This is a genomic window from Micromonospora sp. NBC_00821, from assembly GCF_036347035.1.
GTDB classification, from domain to species: domain Bacteria; phylum Actinomycetota; class Actinomycetes; order Mycobacteriales; family Micromonosporaceae; genus Micromonospora; species Micromonospora hortensis.
This window is the reverse complement of record NZ_CP108880.1, coordinates 2,056,448-2,079,563: the sequence shown is the minus strand read 5'-3', so window position 1 is coordinate 2,079,563 and position 23,116 is coordinate 2,056,448. Positions and strand designations below refer to the sequence as shown.

Below are 23,116 nucleotides of genomic sequence, written 5' to 3'. Positions count from 1 at the left end.
GTGTCCGTCCTATCCGGCAGAGACGTCGACGCGCCAGGTGGAGAAGCGACGTTCGAGGGCGACGAGGAGCTGGTTGACGACCAGGCCGATGGCGGAGATCGTGATGATCCCGGAGTACATGTCGGCGATCGCGAAGTTGTACTGCGCGTAGTTGATGAGGTAGCCGAGCCCGGCCTTCGCGCCGACCATCTCGGCCGCGACCAGCACCAGGATCGAGTACGCCCCGGCCAGCCGGACGCCGGTGAAGATGGTCGGCACCGCGGCCGGCAGGATCACCTTCTGGAACAGCCGCAGGTGGTTGAGCCCCATCGAGCGGGCCGACCGGATCAGCAGCGGGTCGACGCCCTTCACCCCGGCGATGGTGTTCAGCAGGATCGGCCAGGAGCACGCGTACAGCACCAGGGCGATCTTGGAAGTCTCGCCCAGGCCGAGGATGAGCACGAACACCGGCAGCAGGGCCAGCGCGGCGGTGTTGCGGAACACCTCCAGCAGCGGGCTGAGCAGCTCGGCGAGCGGCCGGTACCAGCCGATCAGCAACCCGAGCGGGATGGCGGTGAGCACCGCCAGGCCGAGCCCGGCCAACGACCGGGTGAGGCTCGCGCCCACGTGCTCGGCGAGCTGCCCGCTGCGCAGCAACTCCCACCAGGCCACCAGCACCTCCGACAGCGGGGGCAGGAAGACCCGGTCGACCAGCCCGAGCCGGGGTGCGCCCTCCCAGATCGCGGCCAGCGCGGCGATGGCGACGGTACGGTGCAGCACCTTCGCGCCGACGCCGAGCAGCCGACCGGCGCGACCGGAAGCGGCACTGTCGGCCGCAGCACGGGGCACGGTGGGTGGCCCGGCGAGTCGGGCGGGACGTTCGGCGATGTCAACCAACGCGGGCCTCCTCGGTGTGGCGGACGCCGGTGCCCTCGGCCGCCTGGGCGGCCCGCACCTCGTCACGCAGCAGGGTCCAGATCTGGTGGCGGTGGTGGCGGAACGCGTCGGTGGAACGGACGTCCTCGACCGCGTCCCGGTCGCCGAGGTCGATGTCGATGACCTGTTTGAGCCGCCCGGGCCGCGACGTCAGCACCGCCACCCGCTGACCCAGGTAGACGGCCTCGTCGATGCCGTGGGTGATGAACACGATGGTCTTGCCGGTACGGGCCCAGATCCGCACCAGCTCGTCCTGCAACGAGTCGCGGGTCTGCGCGTCCAGGGCGGCGAACGGCTCGTCCATCAGCAGCACGTCCGGGTCGTACGCGAGGCTGCGGGCGATGGCCACCCGCTGCTTCATCCCGCCGGACAGTTCGTGCGGATAGCGGTCGGCGAACCCGCGCAGGCCCACCAGGTCGAGGTGGTGCTCGATCAGGGCGGCGCGCTCGGCGCGGGGCACCCCCTTGGCCTCCAGGCCGAACGCGACGTTGCCGGCGGCGGTGCGCCAGGGCAGCAGCGCGTACTGCTGGAAGACGATGCCCCGGTCCAGGCCGGGACCGGTGACCTGCCGACCGTCGACGAGCACCCGCCCCGCGGTCGGCTCGGTGAGCCCGCCGAGCAGGTCGAGCAGTGTGGACTTGCCGCAGCCGCTGGGGCCGACGACGACCAGGAACTCGCCGGGGCGTACCCCGAGGGTGACAGCGTCCAGCGCGGTGACCGCGCCGGCGCCGCCACGCCGGCTCGCGCGGACCGGGAAGGTCTTGCTCACCCGATCGAAGAGGATCTTGTCGGTGCTCACGCGTTCCCCCCGTCCACGAACGGGTTGAATCGGTTGGTGTAGATGTCTCCGGGCTTCGGGCGGTCGCCCTTGAGCTCACCCTCGGCGGCGAGCCAGTCGATCCAGGTGCCGAACTCCTGCTCGCCGATCACGCCGCCACGGCCGGCGACCCCACTGCTCTTCCAGTACGCGACCAGGGACGGGTCCTCGTTGCGGCCGCGCTTGCCGATGATGTCCCGCATCCGGGCGACCACTGCCTCCCGGGGTTGGGTACGGGCCCACTCGATGGCCTTGCCGACCCCGGTGACGAAGGCCTTGACGGTCTCCGGGTTGCGCTTGATGAAGTCGTCGCGGAAGACGTAGGTGCCGCCGCTGAACGCGCCGAGCAGCTCGTAGTCGGTGAAGATGGTGCGGATGCCGCCGCTGGCGACCGCCTTGTCGCGGATCACCCCGCCGAGCACCGCGACGTCGATCTGCCGCTGCCGCAGCGACTGCTCGGTGTTGACCGGTGGCAGGGCGACCAGCTCGACCTGCTTGACCTCGGCGGGAGTGAGGCCGCCTCGAGCGAGCCAGGTCTTGAGTACTGCCTCGGCGTGCGCGCCGAGGGTGTTCATGCCGACCTTCTTGCCGATCAGGTCACGAGGACTGCGGATCGGGCTGTCGTCGAGCACGTAGTAGCCCTGGAAGGTCTGCGCGTCCGAGCCGTAGTAGCTGACCACCGCGGTGATCGGGGCGTTGGCGGTGGAGAGCTTGACGATGGCGCCGTTGAACGCGCCGCCGAAGTCGCTCTGCCCGGTGGCGGTGGCCTGAATGTCCTGCGGACCACCGGTGACGTTGCCGATCCAGGTGAGCTTGACGTCGCCGAGGTAGCCGAGGTCGGCGGCGAGTTCGGGAAGGGTGACCTGACCGACCGAGCCCTGGTAGCGCAGCTCGCTGGCCTGGGCGTCGTCGGCTGCCGCGTCACCGCCGCAGCCGGCGGTGGCGGTGAGCACTACCAGCGCGGCAACGGCGACGAGGGTACGCAGAATTGCACGACGGGGTGGGGACATGAGGAGTCTCCTGATCTGTCCACGATGGGAACGGGGACGCCCGGATGAGGGCGTGCGGGCACGCTGCTCCGCAGTGAGCGGGCGGGCGGTGAGAGTGCGGCGCTGGAGCCGAGCCGGATGGACCGGTCAGCTCAACAGAGCGCGCTCGCGTGCCGGACCAGGTCGACGTGCACACGAGCGGTGAGGAGTAGCTCATCCCGCTGCGACATGACCCCATGCTGCCCGGGATCGGAACGAGCGGTCAACGGCCTTCCAGAAGATGAGACTTCTATCGCTGACGATGTTACGGAGCACCCCGACCAGCGTTTACCACGCCGCAACACCTATCTGTTGGATAGAGATTGCGATGGCCGATGGGCGACCGTCCAGGACGGACAGCGAGAGGGTTTCAAAAGTTGTCGGTTCGGGCATGTTCGATCTCGACACGGCAGGGAACGGTGACGAGGGGAGACCTCCGATGGGCCTCATGTTTCGCAAGCGCAAGAAGTACGGTCCGATCATCCTGAACTTCACCGAGAACGGCTTCTCCTCGTGGAGCATCAAGATCGGTCGCTGGTCCTGGAACTCCAAGGCCCGTGCGCACCGGGTCGACCTGCCGGGTCCGCTGAGCTGGAAGCAGGACAAGTCCCGGTCGTAAGCATCCCGGGAGTCGAGCGGGGTGCCGGTGATTCACCGGCACCCCGCTCGGCGTCTGCCCCCACACGCCCCGCCCCGGCCCGGCCCGGCCCACCTCGGCGATCTTGCAGTTTCTGTCGTTGTTTTGCGTGGAATAACCCTTATGCCGGAGCAGAAAGTGCAAGATCGCGTGGGCGGGGGCGCGACGGGGGGCGCTCAGCGCGCCAGGGTGATGATCTCGTCGCCGGCCAGCCGCCCGGACTCGCGATCGCGTCGCACGACGCCGACGTCGAGAAGCTCGACGAGCGCCTGGTTGGCGTCGGCGGCACGGTAGACCGTCGCGGTGAGGGTGTGCCGGCGCAGCTCGGTCACCGGCCGTGGCCCGCCCGCCCGCAACTCGGCCAACAGCTCGTGGGCCAACGGTTCGAGGTCGGGATCACCGACCACGTCGACAGTCGTGCCGGTCGGGTCCAGCGGGTCGCGGTAGCGCACGCCGAGGTCCGCGCCGACCGCCCAGAGCGCGTCACGGACCGCCTCCAGACTCCGGTCGGAGCGGCTGCCGAACGCGATCACCCCGGCGGCCTGTCCGCCGGGCAGCACCGGCGCCACCTCGGCGACCAGGGGGAAGCCGGCGGAGACGAGCACGTCTCGGGCACTGTCGCCGGTGTGCAGCAGCAGCTCTCCGGTCCGGCCGTTGGTCGTGGCGGTGAGCAGCTTCGGCGTCACCGCCCCGGGCAGGTCCACGAAGGAGAACAGCGGCGCGCCGGCCGCCCCGGCGGCCTTCACCGCGACCGGCAGCCGATACGGCTCGCCAGGAAGCAGGTGCACTGTGACCTCGGCGGGCAGCTCCGCCTCGATCGGGCCGAGTCGGGAGGGCAGGTCGGCGGCGGCGTCGGCCAGGACCAGCACCGTCACCTGCCGGCCGCGCACCTGGTCGCCGTGCGTGGCGACCAGGCGTAGCGCGGCCTCCGCGCTGCCCGCGTCGGCGCCCGCGAGGGCTATGGTGGCCCGCCGGGAGCGGTGCAGGGCCGCGGGCAGCCAGGTCGTCAACTGGCGGACCAGCAGGTCGCGGAGGAAATCAGTGGTCCGGTCGGTCGGCATCGGTCCGTTCTACCGTACGGCCGGTCAGGCCGGGACGGAGATCCCCACCCCGCCCCGGGTCTGCCCGCCGTAACGCTGCCGCTCGGCGTCCAGGTCGAGCCGACCGATCTGCTTGCGGGCGGCCAGCGCGGTGTCGTCGAGCAGGTCGGCCGGGATCAGCCAGACCACCTCGAACTCCAGACCGTCCGGGTCCTTGCCGTAGAGGCTCTTGGTCGTGCCGTGGTCGGAGGTGCCGACCAGGGCGCCCGCCGCAGCGAGCCGCTCGGCGGTGGCGGCCAGCTCGTCGAGCGTGTCCACCTCCCAGGCGAGGTGGTAGAGGCCGACGGTGGACCGGCCGGCGGTCGACCGCCCGGCGCCCGCGCCGATCTCGAAGAGGCCGAGGTCGTGGTCGTTGGTGGAGTCGGGGGCCTGGAGGAAGGTGGCGCCCCGGAAGCCGTCCGGGGTCATCGCCACCGGGCGGAAGCCCAGCACGTCGCTGTAGAACGCGACGCTGCGGGCGAGGTCACTGACGTAGAGGACCGCGTGGTTGAGCCGGTGGATACCCATGACCCGAGACTAACGCAGTTTAGTTGAACCTTCAACCATCCGGAGTATGATGGCGGTCATGACCCGCTGGTTGGACCCCGACGAGCAGCGCACCTGGCGCGCGTACCTCACCGCTTCCCGGGTGCTGATGGACACTCTCGACCGTGAGCTGCAACGCGACGCGGGCATGCCGCACGCGTACTACGAGATCCTGGTCCAGCTCTCCGAGGCCCCCGGTCGGCAACTGCGGATGAGCCAGTTGGCCCAGGCCGCGGGGTCGTCGCGCAGCCGGCTCTCGCACGCCGTGGCCCGACTGGAGGCCGCCGGCTGGGTGCGCCGTGAGGACTGCCCCACCGACCGGCGCGGGCAGATCGCGCTGCTCACCGACGAGGGTTTCGCCACCCTCGCGGCCGCCGCACCCGGCCACGTCGAGGGGGTACGCCGACACCTGTTCGACGCGTTGAGCCCCGCCCAGGTCGACCAGCTACGCCGGATCAGCGAGACCCTGGCCGAGCACCTGACCGGATCCTGACCAATCGACACCGGCGCGGGTCTTGTACTTACCGTCGTCGGATGAGCACGATGGGGCGTGTCTTCCGGCTTCGGTGAACTGACTGATCAGGCGCACCACCTCGTGTCCTCCGGCGATCTTGCCGGCGCGCAGCAACTGCTGTCCGACGCGCTCACCGACGCCGACCCCCGCCCGGCCAACGCCACCCCCGAGCTGGCCGAGGCGGCCAGCCTCCAGGCGCGGGTGCTGATCGCCCTCGGCGAGCCGCACTCGGCCCGCGGGTGGGCAGCTTTCGCGTACGCGGCCACCACCCGCCTGCACGGCCGCGCCGACCCGCGCACGGTGGCCGCTGCGGCGACCCTGGCCGCGGTTCTGCACCGGGTCGGCAGCCATTCCCGGGCGGCGCGGCTCTACCAGGAAGTCATCATCGAGCTGACCGCGCAGGACGGCCCGGAGTCACTGCGGGTGCTCGCCGCGCACGCCGACCTGGCCACCGTCGAGTACGCGCGCGGCCAGTGCACTGTGGCCCGCGACCGCCTCCAGGACGCCTGGGAGCTGCACCGCGAGGTGTACGGCGACGGGCACCCCAGCGGCATCAAGATGCTGGCGCGGCTCGGGGCGATGCAGCGCGACTGCGGGCAGTTCACCGAGGCACACGACAACCTGGCACTGGCCCGCGAGCTGTGTCGCCAGCACCTGCCCGCCGACGACCCGCTGGCCACCCAGGTGGCGGCCCTGGCCCGGGCGGCGGCCAGTCCCGACCACGCCTGCGCGGACAACCCGCCCACGGCTCGGGACACGCCGGTAGTGCCGGCCGCCCGCGTCCCACCGCACAGCGACGGGCCAGCCGAATCCGGCTACCACCCGCAGGCAGCCGCGACCCACCACGCCGGGGCGGTGCCCAACCCCCGGCTGCCCTCCGACGAGGCGGTCGGGTCGACGGGCGGCAGATGGTCGACCGAAGCGGCGGACGAGCCGTCGCCCCACCCCACCGACCCTCCGGTGCCCCCGTCGGTGGTCGGGCTGGCCGGCGGCACGGAGGAGCAGCCCGGCGTCTACCGACTGCACCGACCCGCCGACCCGTACACGTCGCCCGACCCGTACACGTCGTCCGACCAGCACCAACCGTCCGACCCGTACGCGCGGCCAGACCCGTACGCGCGGCCCGATGCGTACGGGCAGGTCGAGCCGTACACGCCGTCGCGGCTGCTGCCGGTGCCCGTGCACCGCGCGCCGCCGGAGCAGCGCAACCGGCTGGTCCCGGTGCTGGTGGCCGGCGTGGTCGTGGTGCTCCTCGGCGCGGCAGCGGTGATCGCCGGGGTGGCCCGGGTCGACGGCGACGACGAACCGACCCCGCCGCCGGCCAGCGCCTCTCCCACCACCGGCGCGCCGGCCAGCGCCGCGCCCGCCCCGGGCGGCTCGGCACCCACGTCGGCTGCCGCCGCGGCGCCGCCCGGCACCCCACCCAGCGCGGTGACCCTGCGCGACACCCGGGACAGCATCGCGCTGAACTGGACCTATCCGGCCGGCGGCGAGGGCCCGGTGGTCATCGCGGGCGGCCGCACCGGCCAGACCCACAACATCTTCGCGACGCTGCCCGCCGGCACCACCAGCTTCGTCATCTACGCGCTCAACCGCACCAACGACTTCTGCTTCACCGTCGCCGTCGCCTGGTCCACCGACACCGTGGCGCGTTCCAAGCAGGTCTGCACCCGCCGCCGCTGACCCGCCAGCCGCTGACCCGCCAGCTTTGCCCCCGCCCGCCACTGCCTGCCACCCACTGCCCTTGCCCGCTACGCCCCGCCTTCACCGCCCTGCCGCTACCGCCGCAGACCTCACTCAGCGTGGGCGTACCTGTTGACCAACCTGCCGTGACGCGCCGTCACACCCGACGCCCCAGCCCACGGTCCCTTTCAGGCTTTGCTCTGCTTACCTATACGCACCACTTGGGGTGACCAGCTGAAACGTCGTGGCCGTCGCTTCGGCACGTGCCGGCGAGCATCACGTTGGGTAGCTGTCGCATCCGCGGGTGCAGAGCAAAGGGGCCATCGGTGGTCGGTGGGGGGAGGTCGCCGTCACGGCCCGTCTAACTTGCGGGGTCCTCGGCCGGCAACGCCGGCAGCAGCAGGCACACCCGTAACCCCCGCTGCTGCGGCGCGTCGGTCAGGGTGATGCCGCCGCCCGCGCGTCGAACCAACTCCCGGACGATGGCCAGCCCCAGGCCGGCGCCCCCGTCGTCGCGGGCCCGTCCGTCATCCAGCCTGGTGAAGCGGTCGAAGACCCGCTCCCGGTCGGCCATCGCGATCCCCGGGCCGTCGTCGGTCACCGTCACCAGGTGGTACGCCCCGACGCCAGGCGTGACCGTGGAGCCCACCGTCGGTGCCGCCGCCGACGCCGCGAGCATGACACTGCCGTGCGCGTGCCGTACCGCGTTGTCGACCAGGTTGGCCAGCACGCGACGCAACTCCTCGACGGTGCCGACCGTCCAGAGCGGGCCGACCGGCGGCGTCACCAGCACCGGCGGTGACGGGTAGCGGGCGGCGACCTCGGTCAGCAACGCGCCCAGCTCCACCGGGCCGGTCCCCCGGGCCGTCGGAGTCTCGTCCAGACGGGCCAGCAGCAGGAGATCGTCGACCAGGCGGCTCAACCGGTCGGTGTCGGCGAGCAGGTTGGCGGTCACCGCCGTCCAGTCCGTCCGGTCGGCGAGGCGCTGGGCCACCTCCAACTCGGTCCGGATGTTGGTCAACGGGCTGCGCAACTCGTGCGCGGCGTCGGAGACGAAGGCCCGCTGTCGGACGCGGGCGGACTCCAGCCGGCCCAGCATGCCGTTGAGGGTGACCGCCAGACGGTGGATCTCGTCGGCCGACGCCGGCACCGGCAGCCGGCCGGCGCCGGCCCTCCCGGTGATCTCCTCGGCACCTCGACGCAACGCCTCGACCGGCCGCAGGGTCGCGCCCACCACCCGCCACGCCACCCCGGCCAGCACGGCCACCAGAAGCGGGAACGCCACCAGCAGGATGGTCCGGACCACATGGGTGCTGTGCCGCACGTCGGCCATCGAGCGGGCGACCAGCACGGTGAGCGGGTCGGCCGCGGTGCCGGCGGGTACGGCGACCACCCGGACCGGGCCGACGAGCCCGACCCGCTCGGCCGGCACCTCCAGCCGCTGTCGACCGTCGCGGTGGAGCCGCTCCGGGCGGACCATCGGCACCAGACGGTCGGCATCGATCGAGGCCGCCCGAATTCGTCCCTGCCCGTCGACGACCTGCACGCGGACCTGCCCCCCGGCCACCGGCAGCGGGTCCGGCAGCGCGTCCTCGGCGGCGAGCAGGGCGACCGCGTCGGCGGTGCGGAACGCCTCGGTGTCGACAGTGCGCTGGAGCACGAAGCCGAGCGCGCCGAGCAGCACCACCCCGCCCACGGCCAGCCCGATGGTGAGGCCGACTACACCGATCGCCATGAGCCGCCCGCGCAGCCCCAGGACCGGCATCCACCCGGGCCTGGCCCGACGGTCGGGGGCCGGGCCGGCGGTGGTCACGTCGCCAGCCGGTAGCCGGCCCCCCGGACCGTCTCCAGCCGGTCCCGGCCGAGCTTGCGGCGCAGATAGCCGACGTACACCTCGACGGCGTTCGGCGCGGTCTCCAGGCTGGCGTCCCAGACGTGGTCCAACAACTCGACCTTGGAGACGACCTGGCCCGGCCGGCGCATCAGGTAGTCCAACAACGCGAACTCCCGCGCGGTCAGCGCCACCTCGGCGTCCGCCCGGGTCACCCGCCGGCGGGCCGGGTCCAGCCGCAGGTCACCGACTGCCAGCACCGTCGGGCGCTCCGGCGCGCCCCGACGCAGCAGGGCCCGGAGCCGGGCCAGCAGCACCACATACGAGAAGGGTTTGGTCAGGTAGTCGTCGGCGCCGCAGTCGAGGCCGTCGGCCTGGTCGTACTCGCCGTCCTTGGCCGAGAGCATCAGCACCGGCAACCAGTGCTGCTCCGCGCGCAGCCGCCGGACCAACTCGTACCCGGAGAGGCCGGGCAGCATCACGTCGAGGACCATGGCGTCGTACCCGCCGTGCCGGGCCGCGTCCAGGCCCGCCGGGCCGGTTGCCGCCACGTCCACCGCGAACCCCTCCGCCTGAAGACCGCGTTGCAGGGCAGCCGCCAACCGGGCCTCGTCCTCCACCACCAGCACTCGCACAGCTCAAGGGTGCCACCCGGGTCAATCGGCGCGGTTCGGTGTCCTCAGCGCGTTCACAGCACGGACGAGGCAAGATGGCCGCAGGAGGTGCCACCATGTCCGTCCTGAGAAGCCGTCCCGTCCTTCGTTGGCTGGTTCCGGCCGCCGCGGCCGTCACCGTCATCGGCGGTGGCGCGGCAATCGGCACGTTCGCCGCCGAGGCCGAGCCGAGCCTGCCGCCCCGAACCGCCGCTCAGCTCCTGGTCGACCTGCAGACATCCCGGCTGGAGGGGTTGTCCGGGACCGTCGTGCAACGCGCCGACCTCGGCCTGCCGCCCCTCGTCGGGCTGGTACCCGGCAACGAGCTGACCACCCTGCTGACCGGCACCCACACCCTGCGGGTCTGGTACTCGGGGCCGGACCAGCAGCGTGTCGCGCTGATGGACACGCTGGGCGAGCAGGACATCATCCGCAACGGCCGGGACCTGTGGACGTGGCAGAGCCGCAGCAACACCGCCACCCACCGCACACTGGGCGGCGACGCCGGGGCCTGGAAGCCCGCCCCCGAACCGGCAGCGAGCCTGCCAGCCACCCCGCAGCAGGCCGCCGACCTGGCGTTGGGCGCGATCGACCCGAGCACCGAGGTCAGCGTGGGCCGGTCGGCCACCGTGGCCGGCCAGGACGCGTACGAGTTGGTGCTCCAGCCGCGCGACCAGGACTCCCTGGTGCACCAACTGCGGATCGCCATCGACGCCAAGCAGCACGTGCCGCTGCGCTTCGAGGTGCTCGCGAAGGGCAGCGACCGGCCGGCGTTCGAGGTGGCCTTCACCCAGGTCGACTACCGCCGCCCGGACGCCGACCAGTTCCGCTTCAACCCGCCGCCCGGCGTGACCGTCGACGAGGAGAAGGCCGAGCGCCCGATGGGCAAGCCCGGTCACGTCGAGCCGGCGAGTGACCCGCAGGTCCGCGCCGTGGGCGAGGGCTGGACGACAGTGCTGGTTGGCCGCCTCGACGGGGCCGATGCGGGCCGGAAGCCCGCCGCGAAGCCGGCCGCTCCCCCGGCCGGCGCCGAGCCGGACCTGGACATGTCGAAGTTGCTCGGCGGGCTGCCGGCGGTCAGTGGTGACTGGGGCAGCGGTCGGCTCCTCACCAGCAAGCTGTTCAGCGTGCTGCTCACCGACGACGGCCGGGTGCTGGCCGGAGCGGTGACGCCGGAGCGGCTCTACCAGGCCGCGCGCGGCTGATCTCCGCGGTGTTCGCGCCGGGTCGACCTGACGGTCGGCCCGGCGCTTCGCTGTGGGTCAGGCCGAGGTCAGGAGACGCCGAGGGCGTTGAGGTACGCGTCGGCGAGGACCGCGTGGCCGGGCAGGTACGGGTGGACCCGGTCGTCGGCCCAACGCGTCGCCGGACTCACCGCCAGCACCCGGTCGAACGCCGCCTGGTTGGGCACGTGCACCGCGTCGAACTCGGTGGCCAGCACCGCCACGACCGCCGCGTACCGGTCCGTGTCGGCGCGTTGCGGGACGCTCCGGTCGGGCTCGATGAAGAACGGGTCACCGAGGATCAGTCGGCAGCCGGTGGCGTCGACCGCCCGACGGAGCAGGTCACGCAGGGTGCGCTCGTACTCCTCGATGCCGACGGCCTCATCCGGCCGGTCACCGTAGTGCCGCCAGATGTCGTTGATGCCGATCATCACCGCGAGCCAGTCGGGGCGCTCGGCGATGGCGTCGTCCTCCCAACGGGCGGCCAGGTCCCGCACGGTGTCGCCGCCCACACCCCGGTTGACCCACTCCAACTCCAGCTCCGGGTGCCGGGCGTCGACCAGGGCGCGCACGAGACTCACATATCCGCTGCCGTAGGGCGCGGCGACGTCGCGTCGACCACAATCGGTGATGCTGTCCCCGATGAAGACCACCCGTTGCCCGGTCCGCAGGATCATCCGCCGCCACCTCGCGATCACCGGCGCGCCGGACCGCACGGCTTGGTGAGAACCGGCGGAACGCGCTATCTTCAACAGTTCGAAGGCACAAAAAAGAACGGCTAAAAGCCGTTCCTGCAAAGGATTCTAATCTTTAGGGAGACGGCTTGTCAAGGCACTCCGGCGGTTCCGGCGAATTGCCGCTCGACGACGAGATCGGTCGCGAGCAGGAGTACGTCTCGATGCTCTACAACCGGCTGGACCAACTGCGTGAACAGGCCGCCCACCGGCTCACCGCCGAGCTGCACAACACCGGCGGCACGCTCCAGGACCGCTCGCAGCGCGACAGCTCGGTAGCGATGTACGCCGATCAGGTCGAACAGTTCTCCGCCGTGGAGAACGGGCTCTGCTTCGGCCGTCTCGACGGCGACGACGACTCCCGCCACTACATCGGCCGGATCGGCATCTTCGACACCAGTGGTGACTACGATCCGCTGTTGATGGACTGGCGGGCACCCGCCGCCCGCCCGTTCTACCTCGCCACCGCCGCGAACCCGCAGGGCGTACGCCGTCGCCGGCACCTGCGTACCCGGCAGCGGAAGGTGACCGGGCTCAACGACGAGGTGCTCGACATCGACAGCGCCTCCCCCGGCGCCCACGAGGAGCTGACCGGTGAGGCGTCGCTGCTCGCCGCGCTCAACGCGGGCCGCACCGGCCGGATGCGCGACATCGTCGAGACCATCCAGGCCGAGCAGGACGAGGTCATCCGCGCTGAACTCCCGGGCGTGATGGTGGTCCAGGGCGGGCCCGGCACCGGCAAGACCGCTGTCGCGCTGCACCGGGCGGCGTACCTGCTCTACACGCACCGCCGGGAACTCTCCAGCCGTGGCGTGCTGCTGGTCGGCCCGAACGCGACGTTCCTGCGCTACATCTCCCAGGTGCTGCCGACCCTGGCCGAAACCGGCGTACTGCTGCGTACCCAGGGTGATCTCTTTCCCGGGGTGAGCGCCCAACGGAGCGAGCCGGCCGAGACCGCCGCGCTCAAGGGCCGGGCGGTGCTGGCCGAGGTGTTGGCGCTGGCCGTGAGGGACCGGCAGTGGGTGCCGGACGAGCCGCTGGAGATCGAGGTCGAGCGGGAGACGCTCACCCTCGACCCGGAGATCGTCCGTGCCGCCCGGGACCGGGTTCGCCGCGCCGACCGACCGCACAACCTGTCCCGCGCGCTGTTCGACGTGGAGATCGTGCACGCGCTCGCCGACCAGGTGGCCGAGCGGATCGGCGCCGACCCGCTCGGCGGGGACAACCTCCTCGACGAGGCGGACCGGGCCGAGATCCGCCGCGAGCTGCGCGAGGAGACGGAGATCCAGGCCGCCCTGGACCGGCTGTGGCCGGTGCTCACCCCGCAGCGGCTGCTCGCCGACCTGTACGCCGACCCGGACCGGATCGCCGCCGCCGCGCCGATGCTCAGCGAGGACGAGCGGGCGCTGCTGCGGCGCGAGCGCGGTGGCTGGACGCCGGCCGACGTGCCGCTGCTCGACGAGGCCGCCGAACTGCTCGGCGAGGACGAACGCGCCGCCGCCGCCCGGCGGGACCGCATCCGGATGATGGAACGGGAGTACGCCGAGGGCGTGCTGGAGATCGCCAGGGGTTCCCGCTCGATCGACGTCGAGGACGAGGCCGAGGGCGGTGAGATCCTCGGCGTGACCGACCTGATCGACGCGGATCGGCTGTTGGAGCGGCAGGAGGAGGCCGACCGGCTGACCACCGCGCAGCGGGCCGCCGCCGACCGCACCTGGGCGTTCGGCCACGTGATCGTGGACGAGGCGCAGGAGCTCTCGCCGATGGCCTGGCGACTGCTGATGCGCCGCTGCCCGAGCCGGTCGATGACGATCGTCGGGGATGTGGCACAGACCGGCGCCCTGAGCGGCACGCCGTCCTGGGCGGACGCCCTCGCCCCGTACGTCGAGCAGCGGTGGCGGCTCACCGAGCTGACTGTCAGCTACCGCACTCCCGCCGAGATCATGGCGGTCGCCGCCGAGGTGCTGGCCGACATCGACCCGGCACTGCGGCCGCCGCGCTCGGTGCGGGAGAGCGGCGTACCGCCGTGGGACCGGACGGTGCCCGACGGCCGGTTGGCGGCGGAGTTGGTCGCCGAGGCCACCCGGGAGGCGGCCGGGCTGACCGAGGGGCGGCTCGGGGTGCTCGTGCCAGCCGGCCGAGTCGGCGAGTTGGGTGCGGCGGTGACCGCCGCCCTGCCCGAGGCCGCCGTCGGCGAGCATCCGGAGCTGGAGAGCCGGGTGGTGGTGTTGACCGTCGCGCAGGCCAAGGGGTTGGAGTTCGACTCAGTGCTGGTGGTAGACCCAGACCGGATGGTGGCCGAGTCCCCACGCGGACGCAGCGACCTGTACGTAGCCCTGACGCGCGCCACCCAACGCCTAGGCGTCCTCCGCCCGGCGAGCTGACCACGAAACCCGCCGTCCCCACCGAGTTGTCGCTCGGCGGGGACGGCGGGTGGGGTCAGTCGTTGGATGTGTCTCTGATGGACTTCGCGGGGCCGGTTGCCGACGTGGACTGGTCGCTGGTGCCGCCGCCCATCGGGGTGCTGAGGCCGCCGGTGGTGGCATCACCGGTGGTGGTCGGCGCTACCTTGCCCGGGTGTCGCTCCGGCTGTCGGGCCACCCGGCGTACGCTCGCCGGCCCAGCGGTGCCACCGGTGGTGGTCACCGCGCCCTGCCCGCCGACGGGGCCGCCGTCGCGCAACACCTGTGGGTCGATCCGTTCCTTCGCCGGGTCGAACGGGTCATCGCGCTGAATCTGACTCTCCACATCGGTGCGGGGCACAGTCACCTCGTCGAGGGCGCCCTTGCCGTACACGCCGCCGGCGATCCGATCCTCGGCCTCGCGGGCGGCATCCTGCCGCATGTCGTCCTCACGCACGTCCATCACCTCGCAGAAGCTGTGGAACTGACTGCGTGCCCGGCCACCGGCCGACCAAACCCGGCGTGACCGGGAGGTCGTCCACGGCGGTTCACCGGCACGCCGCCCGCTGGCCGTCTTCCCGCAGCCCGAGATGTCCATGCTGTCCCGCGACCGGTGGGAGATGCCCGCCGGCAGGAGGGGATGACAGCGTGCGCACAGTACGCCGTACCGCCGTCGCGGCCCTGGTGGCCGCGACGGTGACGACCGGGCTCGCGGTGCCCGCCCAGGCGAAGCCACGACCGGACCGGACATTCGACGTGCAGGCCCACCGGGGTGGCCTCGGGCTGCGGGTGGAGAACACCCTCGCCTCCTTCGGCAACGCCCTCCAGCTCGGGGTGAGCACCCTCGAACTGGACGTGCAGATCACCGAGGACGGCCAGGCCGTCGTCACCCACGACCGCAAGGTCACCGGCGCCAAGTGCGTCGACACCACACCGGTGACGCCCGGCGACCCGGAGTTCCCGTACGTCGGGAAGTACATCAACACGCTCAGCCTGGCCCAGGTGCGCTCGCTCGACTGCGGCTCCAAGACGCTGTCGGACAAGCCCGGTCAGCTCGCCGTCCCCGGTGCCCGGATGCCGCTGCTGCGTGAGGTCTTCGCGCTGGTCAACCGCTACCGGGCGAAGGACGTGAAGCTCAACGTCGAGACCAAGGTCGAGGCTGGCGCGCCGACCGAGACCGCCCCCCGTGAGCAGTTCGTCCGGGTCACCGCGGCCGAGATCCGCGCCGCCGGGCTGCTCAAGCAGGTCACCATCCAGAGCTTCGACTGGGGCGCGCTGATGCGCATGCGTCAGGTCGAGCCGAAACTGCCGCTGGTCGCCCTGACCAACTACGACTTCCTGCAGACCGGGCAGCCGGGTAAGTCGCCGTGGCTGGGCGGGCTGGACATCGACGACTTCGGCGGCGACCCGATCACGGCGATCCGCAGCTTCGGCGCGAGCGCCTTCTCGCCGGTGCACGGGATGCCGCAGAACGGCACTGTCACCGACCCGGGCTACAAGCCGTACGTCACGAAGGAGATGGTCGCCCGGGCGCACCGCTACGGGATAAAGGTGATCCCGTGGACGGTCGACGACGTGCCGACCATGACCAAGCTGATCGACGACGGTGTGGACGGCATGATCACCGACTACCCCGACCGGTTGCGCGGCCTGTTGGCGCAGCGCGGTTACCGGCTGCCGAAGGCGTACACAGCGCCGTTCGACATCCAGGCACACCGGGGCGGTCGGGCCACCCGACCGGAGAACACACTGCCGGCGTTCGCGAACGCGCTGTCGAACCGGGCCATCTCCACCCTGGAGCTGGACACCAACGTGACCGCCGACGGCAAGCTGGTGGTGCTGCACGACCGCACCGTGAACGGGTCGCACTGCGTCGACACCGCCCCGGTGCGCCCGGGAGACCGGAAGTTCCCGTACGTGGGCAAGTCGGTGCACGAGTTGACACTGGCGCAGCTCAAGACCGTTGACTGCGGCACGAAGACGCTGCCCGAGCTGCCCGCCCAGGTGCCCGCGCCCGGTGCCCGGATCCCGACGCTGGACGAGGTCTTCGCCCTGGTGAAGGCGAGTGGCCGCACCGACATCGGAATGAACATCGAGACGAAGATCAGCCCGGTGGTGAACGACACCGAGCCGTACCGCAGCTTCACCCGCAAGCTCGTCGACGCGATCCAGCGGGCCGGCTTCACCAGCCGGGCCACCATCCAGTCGTTCGACTGGCGCACCATCACGTACGCCCGGCAGCTCGACCGGCGGATCGGCACTGTCGGCCTGGTCTGGCAGTACGGTCCGGCCGAGTGCGCGACCCTCGCCGACGAGTGCTCGCTCGAGGCGGTCTACGGCAACCCGTCGGTGAAGAGCCCGTGGACCGGTGGACTGGACTGGTGGAAGTACCAGGACCTGGGCAAGCTGACCCGGGCCGCGGGCGCTGGCACGGTCTCCGCCAACTGGCAGGTGCACGACCCGAAGCAGGGCACTGTCGCCTCGACCGACTGGTACCTGCGGGAGAACCCGGCGTACTTCCACGGACCGGACGTTCGGACCCTGCAGACGCGCTACGACCTGAAGGTGATCCCGTACACCGTGGATGACGCGACGGTCATGCAGCGGGTCATCGACCTGGGCGTCGACGGCATCATCACCGACGACCCGGACCTTCTGGTGAGCGTGGCGACCCGCAACGGCCTGCGCTGACCCGTCGACCACCCGATCGCCGGCCGGACTTTTCCGGCCGGCGATCGGTGTTACCTGCTGCCGGGCCTCGGGTAGTCGGGGGTTGTCCCCGCCACGAAAGCGAACCGTGCCGTGGCCGAAACGCGGTAGCGGGGCGAGGGAATGCAGGTACGACTCATCGCATCCTGAGGAGGACCAGATGAGCACGCAGGCTGCTTCCACCCGGCCGATGAACCGGCCCATGAACGACCCGCAGAACCCCGCGTCGATGCGGGACATGCAGACCCAGCAGATGCCGGTCATGCATGACGGGCGCCGCAACGACATGCAGGCACCCGGTACGGAGACCAAGCAGGCGTTCAAGACCACCGAGTTCTGGATCTACCTGATCGCGGTGGCCGCCGTACTGGGCGCGTCGCAGGTCGTCGGTAAGAACTCCGCTGGGGTGGACATCTTCCGGGCCGACAACGCCTGGTTCCTGATCACCCTGCTGACGCTTGGCTACCTCGGTAGCCGTGGCCTCTCGAAGGCTGGCAGCAACTGGCGCAGCGGCGAGGAGCGCAAGGCCCGACACTGACGTTGACAGTGCACAGTGGCCTCCGGGAGATCCTCCCGGAGGCCACTGTGGTGTCTGTAGCGGTTACTCGTCGCCACCGAAGTCGCCGAAGTCGCCCTCGAACGATTCCTCGATCATCTCGCCGGCGATCATGCCGCCGGCGACACCCAGCGCGGCGCCGGCCACCATGCCGCCCATGCCGTGCCCACGGCTGTGACCGTGGCCGTGGCTCGGGCCGTACTGGGAGCGCAGGCTGCCATAGCGGGAGGTGGTTTCGCGCAGCCAGCCGTCGACGACCTGCGCCCAGTCCACCCGGTCAATGTCGGTGTGCGACACCTGGTAGCGACCGAACGCGTCGTGCCCGGCGCTGAGGAACCCGCCGCGCTTGTCGCACTCCAGGATGACCTCCACACCGCGCTGGCTGGTCACGAAGGTCAGCTCGACCTCCCGGATGGTGCTCGCGTACTGCGGGGAGGCGAAGAACTCGATCTCCTGGTAGAACGGCAGCGTCTGCTGCACGCCCCGGATGTGACCACGCTCCAGGTCGGCGTGCTTGAACCGGAAGCCGAGCCGCTGGAACGCCTCCAGGATCCGCTCGTGCACCGGCAGCGGGTGCACCGCCACCTGGTCCAGGTCGCTCTTGTCGACCGCTCGGGCGATCGCCAGCTCGGTGCGCAGACCCATCGTCATACCGTGCAGGCGCTGGCCGTACACGTCGGTGATCGGGGTCTCCCACGGCACCGGCAACTGGAACGGGATCGAGAGCTGCTGCTTCGGGGCGAGCACGAGCGACCCACTGACCGCCATGCGGTGGAACTCCATGGTGCCCGCGTACTCGGTGTCGTGTCCCTCGACCTCGACCCGGGTGACCAGGCCGATCACCACCTGCTCGATGGCTGCCTGAGCGTCACCGCCAACGAGGTTGACCTGCCCGTCGAGGGTCAGGCCGGGCCGGGTGTTGGGGTTGGTCAGCACGGTGTCCACGCTGGGACCGCCCACACCGAACGCGCTCAACATCTTCTTGAAGACCATCGGAACTCCTGTGCGACGCCGACCGCTCCAGGCTGGAGTCGGACGTTGACTCGAACGGCACCCTATCCAGCACCCCTGTGAGATGGCTGTGAAGCGCCAACGTCGTCGTGCCGCGCCGGCGCCCGAGCTCGTCGACGTCGGCCCTTCCAGCCCAGCCTGTCCTCCTCCCGTTCTGGGTCAGCGGAAGGGCGGGTGTCCGTCGGCAGCCTTTGGAGCTGATGTCGCAAACGATTCAGGCGTTCGACCCTCCGAACCGCAGCCTTCCGCGATCTTGCACTTTCTGTCCCGACTTAAGGGGCGATCCACGCATCTCGGCAACCGAAACCGCAAGATCGCCGCAGGGAGCGCGGGGACGCGCGGGGCGCGGGGGGCTCAGTCGGGTTCCACGATCACCAGTTCGCCGACCTGTTCGCCGATCGTGGTGCGTGCCTCCGGCGGCAGCCCACGGTCGGTGATCAGCACGTCGGCGGCCTCCAGTGGGGCGATGGTGGCGATGCCGATCGTCTCCCACTTGGTGTGGTCGGCGAGCACCACGAGCCTGCGGGCCGCGCCGATGAGGCAGCGGTTGACGCCGGCCTCCAGCAGGTTGGGCGTGGTGAACCCGGTCCGTGGGCTGAGGCCGTGCACACCGAGGAACAGCAGGTCGACGTTGAGCGCGCTGATCGCCGCCTCGGCCACCGGCCCGGTCAACGCGTCCGACGGGGTGCGGATGCCACCTGTCAACACGACGGTCTGGTCGGCGCGCGGGTTCTGGTAGAGCGCGTCGGCCACCGGGATCGAGTTGGTCACGACGGTCAGCCCGCGTACGTCGGAGAGCAGCGTGGCCAGCGCGGCGGTGGTGGTGCCGGCGGAGAGCGCGATGGCCATCCCCGGCTCGACCATCGTCGCGGCCCGAACGGCGATGGCGCGCTTCTCCGCCTGCTGGCGGATCGACTTCGCGGCGAAGCCGGGTTCCTCGGCCGAACCGGGCCCGGCGAGGGTCGCGCCGCCGTGCACCTTGTCGACCAGGCCGCGTTCGGCCAACACCTCCAGGTCGCGCCGGATCGTCATGTCGGACACGCCGAATCGGCTGACCAGATGACTCACCCGCACCCCGCCGCGTTGGCGGATCAGATCGAGGATGGCGGTCTGCCGCTGCTGGGCGAGCATGTGGGGAACCTCCTTCGCGCCGTGGCCGTCGTCAGAATCAGGTCCGATCCTCACGGACCACCGCCACCTCACCGGCCGGCAGCGCCAGCTCGCCGGCGCAGTGTCCTCCGGTCAACAGTTCGACGCCGCGCGCCGGCAGGCGTACCTCGGTGTCGGTGTGGTTGATCGCGAACAGCCAGGTCCGGTCGCCGTCACGGCGGCGGACCACCTCCACCCCGGACGGCGCCGACGCCGCCGGGCGAACGTCGGCCTCGGCGAGCAGCCGGGCCACCAGTCGGTCGGTGGCCGGCTCGTCCAGCCGGGTGCCGACATACCAGGCGGCACCGTCGCCCAGCCGGTGCCGGGTGAGTGCCGGCACGCCCGGCAGGGGCCCATCGGTGTACGACGCGAGCACCTCGGCGTCGTCGGCGTGCACCCACTCGGTCCACACGTCGGCGGCGCTGCCGTCGTCGAGGTGGACCTGCTCGCCCTCGCGCAGCGGGAAGAACTCCTCGGTCCGAACGCCGAGCAACTCCCGGAACGCGCCCGGGTAGCCGCCCAACCGGATGTGGTCGTCGGCGTCGACGATGCCGCTGAAGTAGGTGACCGCCGCCGTGCCACCGGCCTCGACGTAGCGGTGCAGCGCGGCGACGTCGTCGTCCCGGACCAGGTAGAGGGTCGGCACGAGGACCAGCCGGTAGCCGCTGAGGTCGGTCGACGGGTGGACGACGTCGGCGGTCACGCCGGCCCGCCAGAGCGAGCCGTACAGGGCGTTCAGTCGGTCGGCGTAGGTGACGTCGACGCTGGGGTGCGAATCCAACTCGACACCCCACCACGCCTCCCAGTCGAACAGGATCGCCACGTCGGCGTCCACCCGGCTGCCGCGTACCTCCGCGAGGGCCTTGAGGTCCGCGCCGAGCTGGCAGATCTCGCGGAACACCTTGGTGTCCGGCCCGGCGTGCGGCACCAGCGCGGAGTGGAACTTCTCCGCGCCGGCACGGGAGGCACGCCACTGGAAGAAGAGCACCCCGTCGGCGCCGCGGGCGACGTGCGCGAGGCTGTTGCGGCGCAGTTGACCGGGCAGCTTGGCCACGTTGCGCGGCTGCCATTGGACGGCGCTGGTGGAGTGCTCCATCAGCAGCCACGGATCGCCGCCGGCGACGCCCCGAGTGTGGTCGGCGGCGAGCGACAGACCGAGGTGCGCCTGCGGGTCGGCCGCGGTCAGGTAGTGATCGTTGGAGACCAGGTCCACATCGTCGGCCCAGGACTGGTAGTCCATGTGCTTGACGTCCATGCCGATCATGAAGTTGGTGGTGATCGGCTGGTGGACCAGCGCCTTCAGGACCTCGCGCTCGGCGCGCAGTTGGGCGCGCAGCTCGTCGGAGGAGAAGCGCAGGAAGTCGAGCTGCTGGGTGGGGTTGGCGAAGGCCGTCACGGTGCGCGGCGGGTTGATCTCGGCCCAGTCGCCGTAGCGCTGACTCCAGAACGCGGTGCCCCAGGCGTCGTTGAGCCGGTCCAGGTCGCCGTAGCGCTCCCGCAGCCAGCCACGGAACGCCTCGGCGCTGACGTCGCAGTAGCAGTGCGCGTTGTGGCAGCCCAGCTCATTGGAGACGTGCCACATGACCACGGCGGGGTGCTCGGCGTACCGGCTGGCGACCGCGCGCACCAGCTCCAGCGACCGCTTGCGGAACACCGGTGAGCTGGGGCAGTACGCCTGTCGTCCACCCGGCCAGAGGATCGTGCCGTCGGCCCGGCGGGGCAGCATCTCCGGGTGCGCGCGGGCCAACCACGGCGGTGGGCTGGCCGTGGCGGTGGCCAGGTCGACCTGGATGCCGCCGTCGTGCAGCAGGTCCAACACCCGGTCCAGCCAACCGAACTCGAACCGCCCCGGGGTGGGTTCCAGCAACGCCCAGGAGAAGATGCCGACGGAGACCAGGTTGACCCCGGCCTGGCGCATCAGGTCGACGTCCTCGGACCAGGTTTCCTCGGGCCACTGCTCGGGGTTGTAGTCGCCGCCGAAATAGATGCTGTCACCCTGCCATCGCCGCATGACAGCTGAGGGTGCACCCGCCGGACCGCGAAAGTCAACAGGTTCCAACATCGCGCTTCTTTCCAACGTTTACCAGGTAACGGCCGTGTCACGACTGGGTTATCAGAGGCGAACTGCCCTCTTGACAGCGCCCGACCGCAGGGTAGCTTGAGGCCCCAATGGCCGTTCGTGTTCGCCAATGTGGATTCTCGGTGGATCTCAATGTGTGATCACGACGCTGGACCTGCCTTCACCACCCCTGAGGCCCTTGGGCGTAGCTCCTTCTCATTCGCAGGAGGCACAGATGTCCCGTCCCCAATCCCAAGCCGAGTACCTGGCTCGGCTCGTACCGCCCTCAGTCGCCGGCATCAACCGACGATCGTTGCTGGCCGGCGCGGCCGGTACGGGCGCGCTGCTCGGCACCGGCCTGCTCGCCGGCTGCGGCGACGACTCCGGCTCCGGGGGGTCCAGCAAGGACGTGTCGCTCGGCTCGAACCAGTCGGACCCGAAGCCGAAGGACGTCCTGGTCAAGGTCACCGACGGCTTCAAGACCTCGTCCGGCGTGCAGGTGGCGGTCAATACGGTCGACCACAACACGTTCCAGGAGAACATCAACAATTACCTGCAGGGCAAACCGGACGACGTGTTCACCTGGTTCGCCGGCTACCGGATGCGCTTCTTCGCGCAAAAGGGCCTGGCCAGCGACATCAGTGACGTGTGGAGCAAGCTCTCCGGCTACTCCGACGCCTTCAAGAAGGCATCCACCGGCGACGACGGCAAACAGTACTTCGTACCGGCGTCCTACTACCCCTGGGCGATGTTCTACCGCAAGTCGGTCTGGCAGCAGTACGGCTACCAGGTGCCCACCACCCTGGACCAGCTCACCGCTCTCGGCGCGCAGATGAAGAGGGACGGCCTCATCCCCATCGCCTTCGCCGACAAGGACGGCTGGCCGGCGATGGGCACCTTCGACATCCTCAACCTGCGCATCAACGGCTACCAGTTCCACGTCGACCTGATGGCCGGCAAGGAGGCCTGGACCTCCGACAAGGTCAAGAAGGTCTTCGACACCTGGGCCGGCCTACTCCCCCTGCACCAGCCCGACAGCCTCGGCCGCACCTGGCAGGAGGCCGCGCAGTCGTTGCAGCAGAAGAAGAGCGGCATGTACATGCTCGGCCTCTTCGTCGGTCAGCAGTTCAGCAACGAGGAGCAGAGCGACCTCGACTTCTTCACCTTCCCCGAGATCGACCCGGCCATCGGCGCCAAGGCGCTGGACGCTCCGATCGACGGCTACATGATGGCCCGCAAGCCCAAGAACGAGGACAACGCGCGCAAACTGCTGGAGTACTTCGGCGGCAAGGACGCCGGCGACATCACCGTCAAGAACGACCCGGCCACCCTGGTCGCCAACACCAGCGCGGACGTCAGCGGCTACACCGCCCTGCAGAAGAAGGCCGCCGAACTGGTCGGGTCGGCCACCGAGATCGCCCAGTTCCTCGACCGGGACACCCGGCCGGACTTCGCCTCCACGGTGATGATCCCGGCGATCCAGCAGTTCATCAAGAGCCCCAAGGACATCGACGGCCTGACCTCGTCCATCGAGAACCAGAAGAAGTCGATCTTCACTGACTGACGGCGG

The 23,116-nt window shown here is 70.9% G+C and carries 21 protein-coding genes; 8 read left to right on the top strand and 13 right to left on the bottom strand.

The window, feature by feature from the left end:
- Positions 1–9: 9 nt before the first annotated feature.
- From OHB44_RS09630 to OHB44_RS33465, 4 genes are all read right to left on the bottom strand, one after another.
- On the bottom strand, positions 10–876 hold the full coding sequence (locus tag OHB44_RS09630) for an ABC transporter permease (RefSeq protein WP_238686578.1): 867 nt from the start codon (positions 874–876) through the stop codon (positions 10–12).
- Positions 869–1,714: an ABC transporter ATP-binding protein gene (locus OHB44_RS09625; protein WP_330440380.1), complete on the bottom strand. Its 846-nt coding sequence runs from the start codon at positions 1,712–1,714 to the stop codon at positions 869–871. The genes OHB44_RS09630 and OHB44_RS09625 overlap by 8 nt, the downstream gene beginning before the upstream one ends.
- Entirely contained in the window at positions 1,711–2,742 is a 1,032-nt protein-coding gene (locus OHB44_RS09620; RefSeq protein WP_330440379.1) for an ABC transporter substrate-binding protein, read from the bottom strand. The genes OHB44_RS09625 and OHB44_RS09620 overlap by 4 nt, the downstream gene beginning before the upstream one ends.
- A 131-nt stretch (positions 2,743–2,873) precedes the next feature.
- The gene (locus tag OHB44_RS33465; protein ID WP_349881247.1) at positions 2,874–2,951 is read right to left on the bottom strand and encodes a putative leader peptide; all 78 of its coding nucleotides are present in this window, start codon (positions 2,949–2,951) and stop codon (positions 2,874–2,876) included.
- Between the two features lie 248 nt (positions 2,952–3,199).
- Between OHB44_RS33465 and OHB44_RS09615 the strand changes: the two genes are divergently transcribed.
- Positions 3,200–3,379: a DUF4236 domain-containing protein gene (locus OHB44_RS09615; protein ID WP_030333600.1), complete on the top strand. Its 180-nt coding sequence runs from the start codon at positions 3,200–3,202 to the stop codon at positions 3,377–3,379.
- 194 nt (positions 3,380–3,573) lie between these two features.
- Here the strand turns inward: OHB44_RS09615 and OHB44_RS09610 are convergent, their stop codons facing one another.
- Both OHB44_RS09610 and OHB44_RS09605 read right to left on the bottom strand, forming a co-directional pair.
- Positions 3,574–4,458 (bottom strand): hypothetical protein, encoded by an 885-nt coding sequence (locus OHB44_RS09610; protein ID WP_330440375.1) that lies wholly within the window; start codon positions 4,456–4,458, stop codon positions 3,574–3,576.
- A gap of 24 nt (positions 4,459–4,482) precedes the next feature.
- The gene (locus OHB44_RS09605; protein WP_210787616.1) at positions 4,483–5,004 is read right to left on the bottom strand and encodes a VOC family protein; all 522 of its coding nucleotides are present in this window, start codon (positions 5,002–5,004) and stop codon (positions 4,483–4,485) included.
- A 49-nt stretch (positions 5,005–5,053) separates the two neighbouring features.
- Here OHB44_RS09605 and OHB44_RS09600 point away from each other — a divergent pair, with 49 nt between their 5' ends.
- On the top strand, positions 5,054–5,515 hold the full coding sequence (locus tag OHB44_RS09600; protein WP_030333595.1) for a MarR family winged helix-turn-helix transcriptional regulator: 462 nt from the start codon (positions 5,054–5,056) through the stop codon (positions 5,513–5,515).
- A 57-nt stretch (positions 5,516–5,572) separates the two neighbouring features.
- Positions 5,573–7,219 (top strand): tetratricopeptide repeat protein, encoded by a 1,647-nt coding sequence (locus OHB44_RS09595; protein ID WP_330440374.1) that lies wholly within the window; start codon positions 5,573–5,575, stop codon positions 7,217–7,219.
- A gap of 361 nt (positions 7,220–7,580) precedes the next feature.
- Here OHB44_RS09595 and OHB44_RS09590 read toward each other — a convergent pair whose 3' ends face one another.
- The gene (locus OHB44_RS09590) at positions 7,581–8,954 is read right to left on the bottom strand and encodes an ATP-binding protein (protein WP_330440373.1); all 1,374 of its coding nucleotides are present in this window, start codon (positions 8,952–8,954) and stop codon (positions 7,581–7,583) included.
- A 74-nt stretch (positions 8,955–9,028) separates the two neighbouring features.
- Positions 9,029–9,685 carry a response regulator transcription factor gene (locus OHB44_RS09585; protein ID WP_330440372.1) on the bottom strand — a complete coding sequence of 219 codons (657 nt, stop codon included), beginning with the start codon at positions 9,683–9,685 and terminating at the stop codon, positions 9,029–9,031.
- 95 nt (positions 9,686–9,780) lie between these two features.
- Here OHB44_RS09585 and OHB44_RS09580 point away from each other — a divergent pair, with 95 nt between their 5' ends.
- On the top strand, positions 9,781–10,908 hold the full coding sequence (locus tag OHB44_RS09580; RefSeq protein WP_238686585.1) for a LolA family protein: 1,128 nt from the start codon (positions 9,781–9,783) through the stop codon (positions 10,906–10,908).
- 68 nt (positions 10,909–10,976) lie between these two features.
- Here the strand turns inward: OHB44_RS09580 and OHB44_RS09575 are convergent, their stop codons facing one another.
- Positions 10,977–11,603 (bottom strand): SGNH/GDSL hydrolase family protein, encoded by a 627-nt coding sequence (locus tag OHB44_RS09575; protein WP_238686586.1) that lies wholly within the window; start codon positions 11,601–11,603, stop codon positions 10,977–10,979.
- Positions 11,604–11,749: 146 nt separating this feature from the next.
- On the opposite strand from OHB44_RS09575, the gene OHB44_RS09570 reads away from it, so the two are divergent.
- On the top strand, positions 11,750–14,044 hold the full coding sequence (locus tag OHB44_RS09570) for a HelD family protein (RefSeq protein WP_238686587.1): 2,295 nt from the start codon (positions 11,750–11,752) through the stop codon (positions 14,042–14,044).
- A 55-nt stretch (positions 14,045–14,099) separates the two neighbouring features.
- On the opposite strand, the gene OHB44_RS09565 is transcribed toward OHB44_RS09570, so the two are convergent.
- On the bottom strand, positions 14,100–14,519 hold the full coding sequence (locus OHB44_RS09565; RefSeq protein WP_238686588.1) for a hypothetical protein: 420 nt from the start codon (positions 14,517–14,519) through the stop codon (positions 14,100–14,102).
- A 191-nt stretch (positions 14,520–14,710) separates the two neighbouring features.
- On the opposite strand from OHB44_RS09565, the gene OHB44_RS09560 reads away from it, so the two are divergent.
- Both OHB44_RS09560 and OHB44_RS09555 read left to right on the top strand, forming a co-directional pair.
- Positions 14,711–16,753, top strand: coding sequence for a glycerophosphodiester phosphodiesterase family protein (locus tag OHB44_RS09560; RefSeq protein ID WP_330440369.1), 2,043 nt, complete (start codon positions 14,711–14,713; stop codon positions 16,751–16,753).
- A gap of 178 nt (positions 16,754–16,931) precedes the next feature.
- Positions 16,932–17,309 (top strand): hypothetical protein, encoded by a 378-nt coding sequence (locus OHB44_RS09555; RefSeq protein WP_266303271.1) that lies wholly within the window; start codon positions 16,932–16,934, stop codon positions 17,307–17,309.
- A gap of 63 nt (positions 17,310–17,372) precedes the next feature.
- Here the strand turns inward: OHB44_RS09555 and OHB44_RS09550 are convergent, their stop codons facing one another.
- The 3 genes from OHB44_RS09550 to OHB44_RS09540 form a co-directional block, all read right to left on the bottom strand.
- Positions 17,373–18,320: a sporulation protein gene (locus tag OHB44_RS09550; protein ID WP_330440368.1), complete on the bottom strand. Its 948-nt coding sequence runs from the start codon at positions 18,318–18,320 to the stop codon at positions 17,373–17,375.
- Between the two features lie 372 nt (positions 18,321–18,692).
- The gene (locus tag OHB44_RS09545; protein WP_266303273.1) at positions 18,693–19,469 is read right to left on the bottom strand and encodes a DeoR/GlpR family DNA-binding transcription regulator; all 777 of its coding nucleotides are present in this window, start codon (positions 19,467–19,469) and stop codon (positions 18,693–18,695) included.
- A gap of 37 nt (positions 19,470–19,506) precedes the next feature.
- A complete protein-coding gene (locus OHB44_RS09540; protein ID WP_330440367.1) occupies positions 19,507–21,498 on the bottom strand; it encodes a beta-galactosidase in 1,992 nt (663 codons plus the stop codon).
- A gap of 283 nt (positions 21,499–21,781) precedes the next feature.
- Between OHB44_RS09540 and OHB44_RS09535 the strand changes: the two genes are divergently transcribed.
- Positions 21,782–23,110: an ABC transporter substrate-binding protein gene (locus OHB44_RS09535; protein WP_238686594.1), complete on the top strand. Its 1,329-nt coding sequence runs from the start codon at positions 21,782–21,784 to the stop codon at positions 23,108–23,110.
- Positions 23,111–23,116 lie beyond the last annotated feature (6 nt).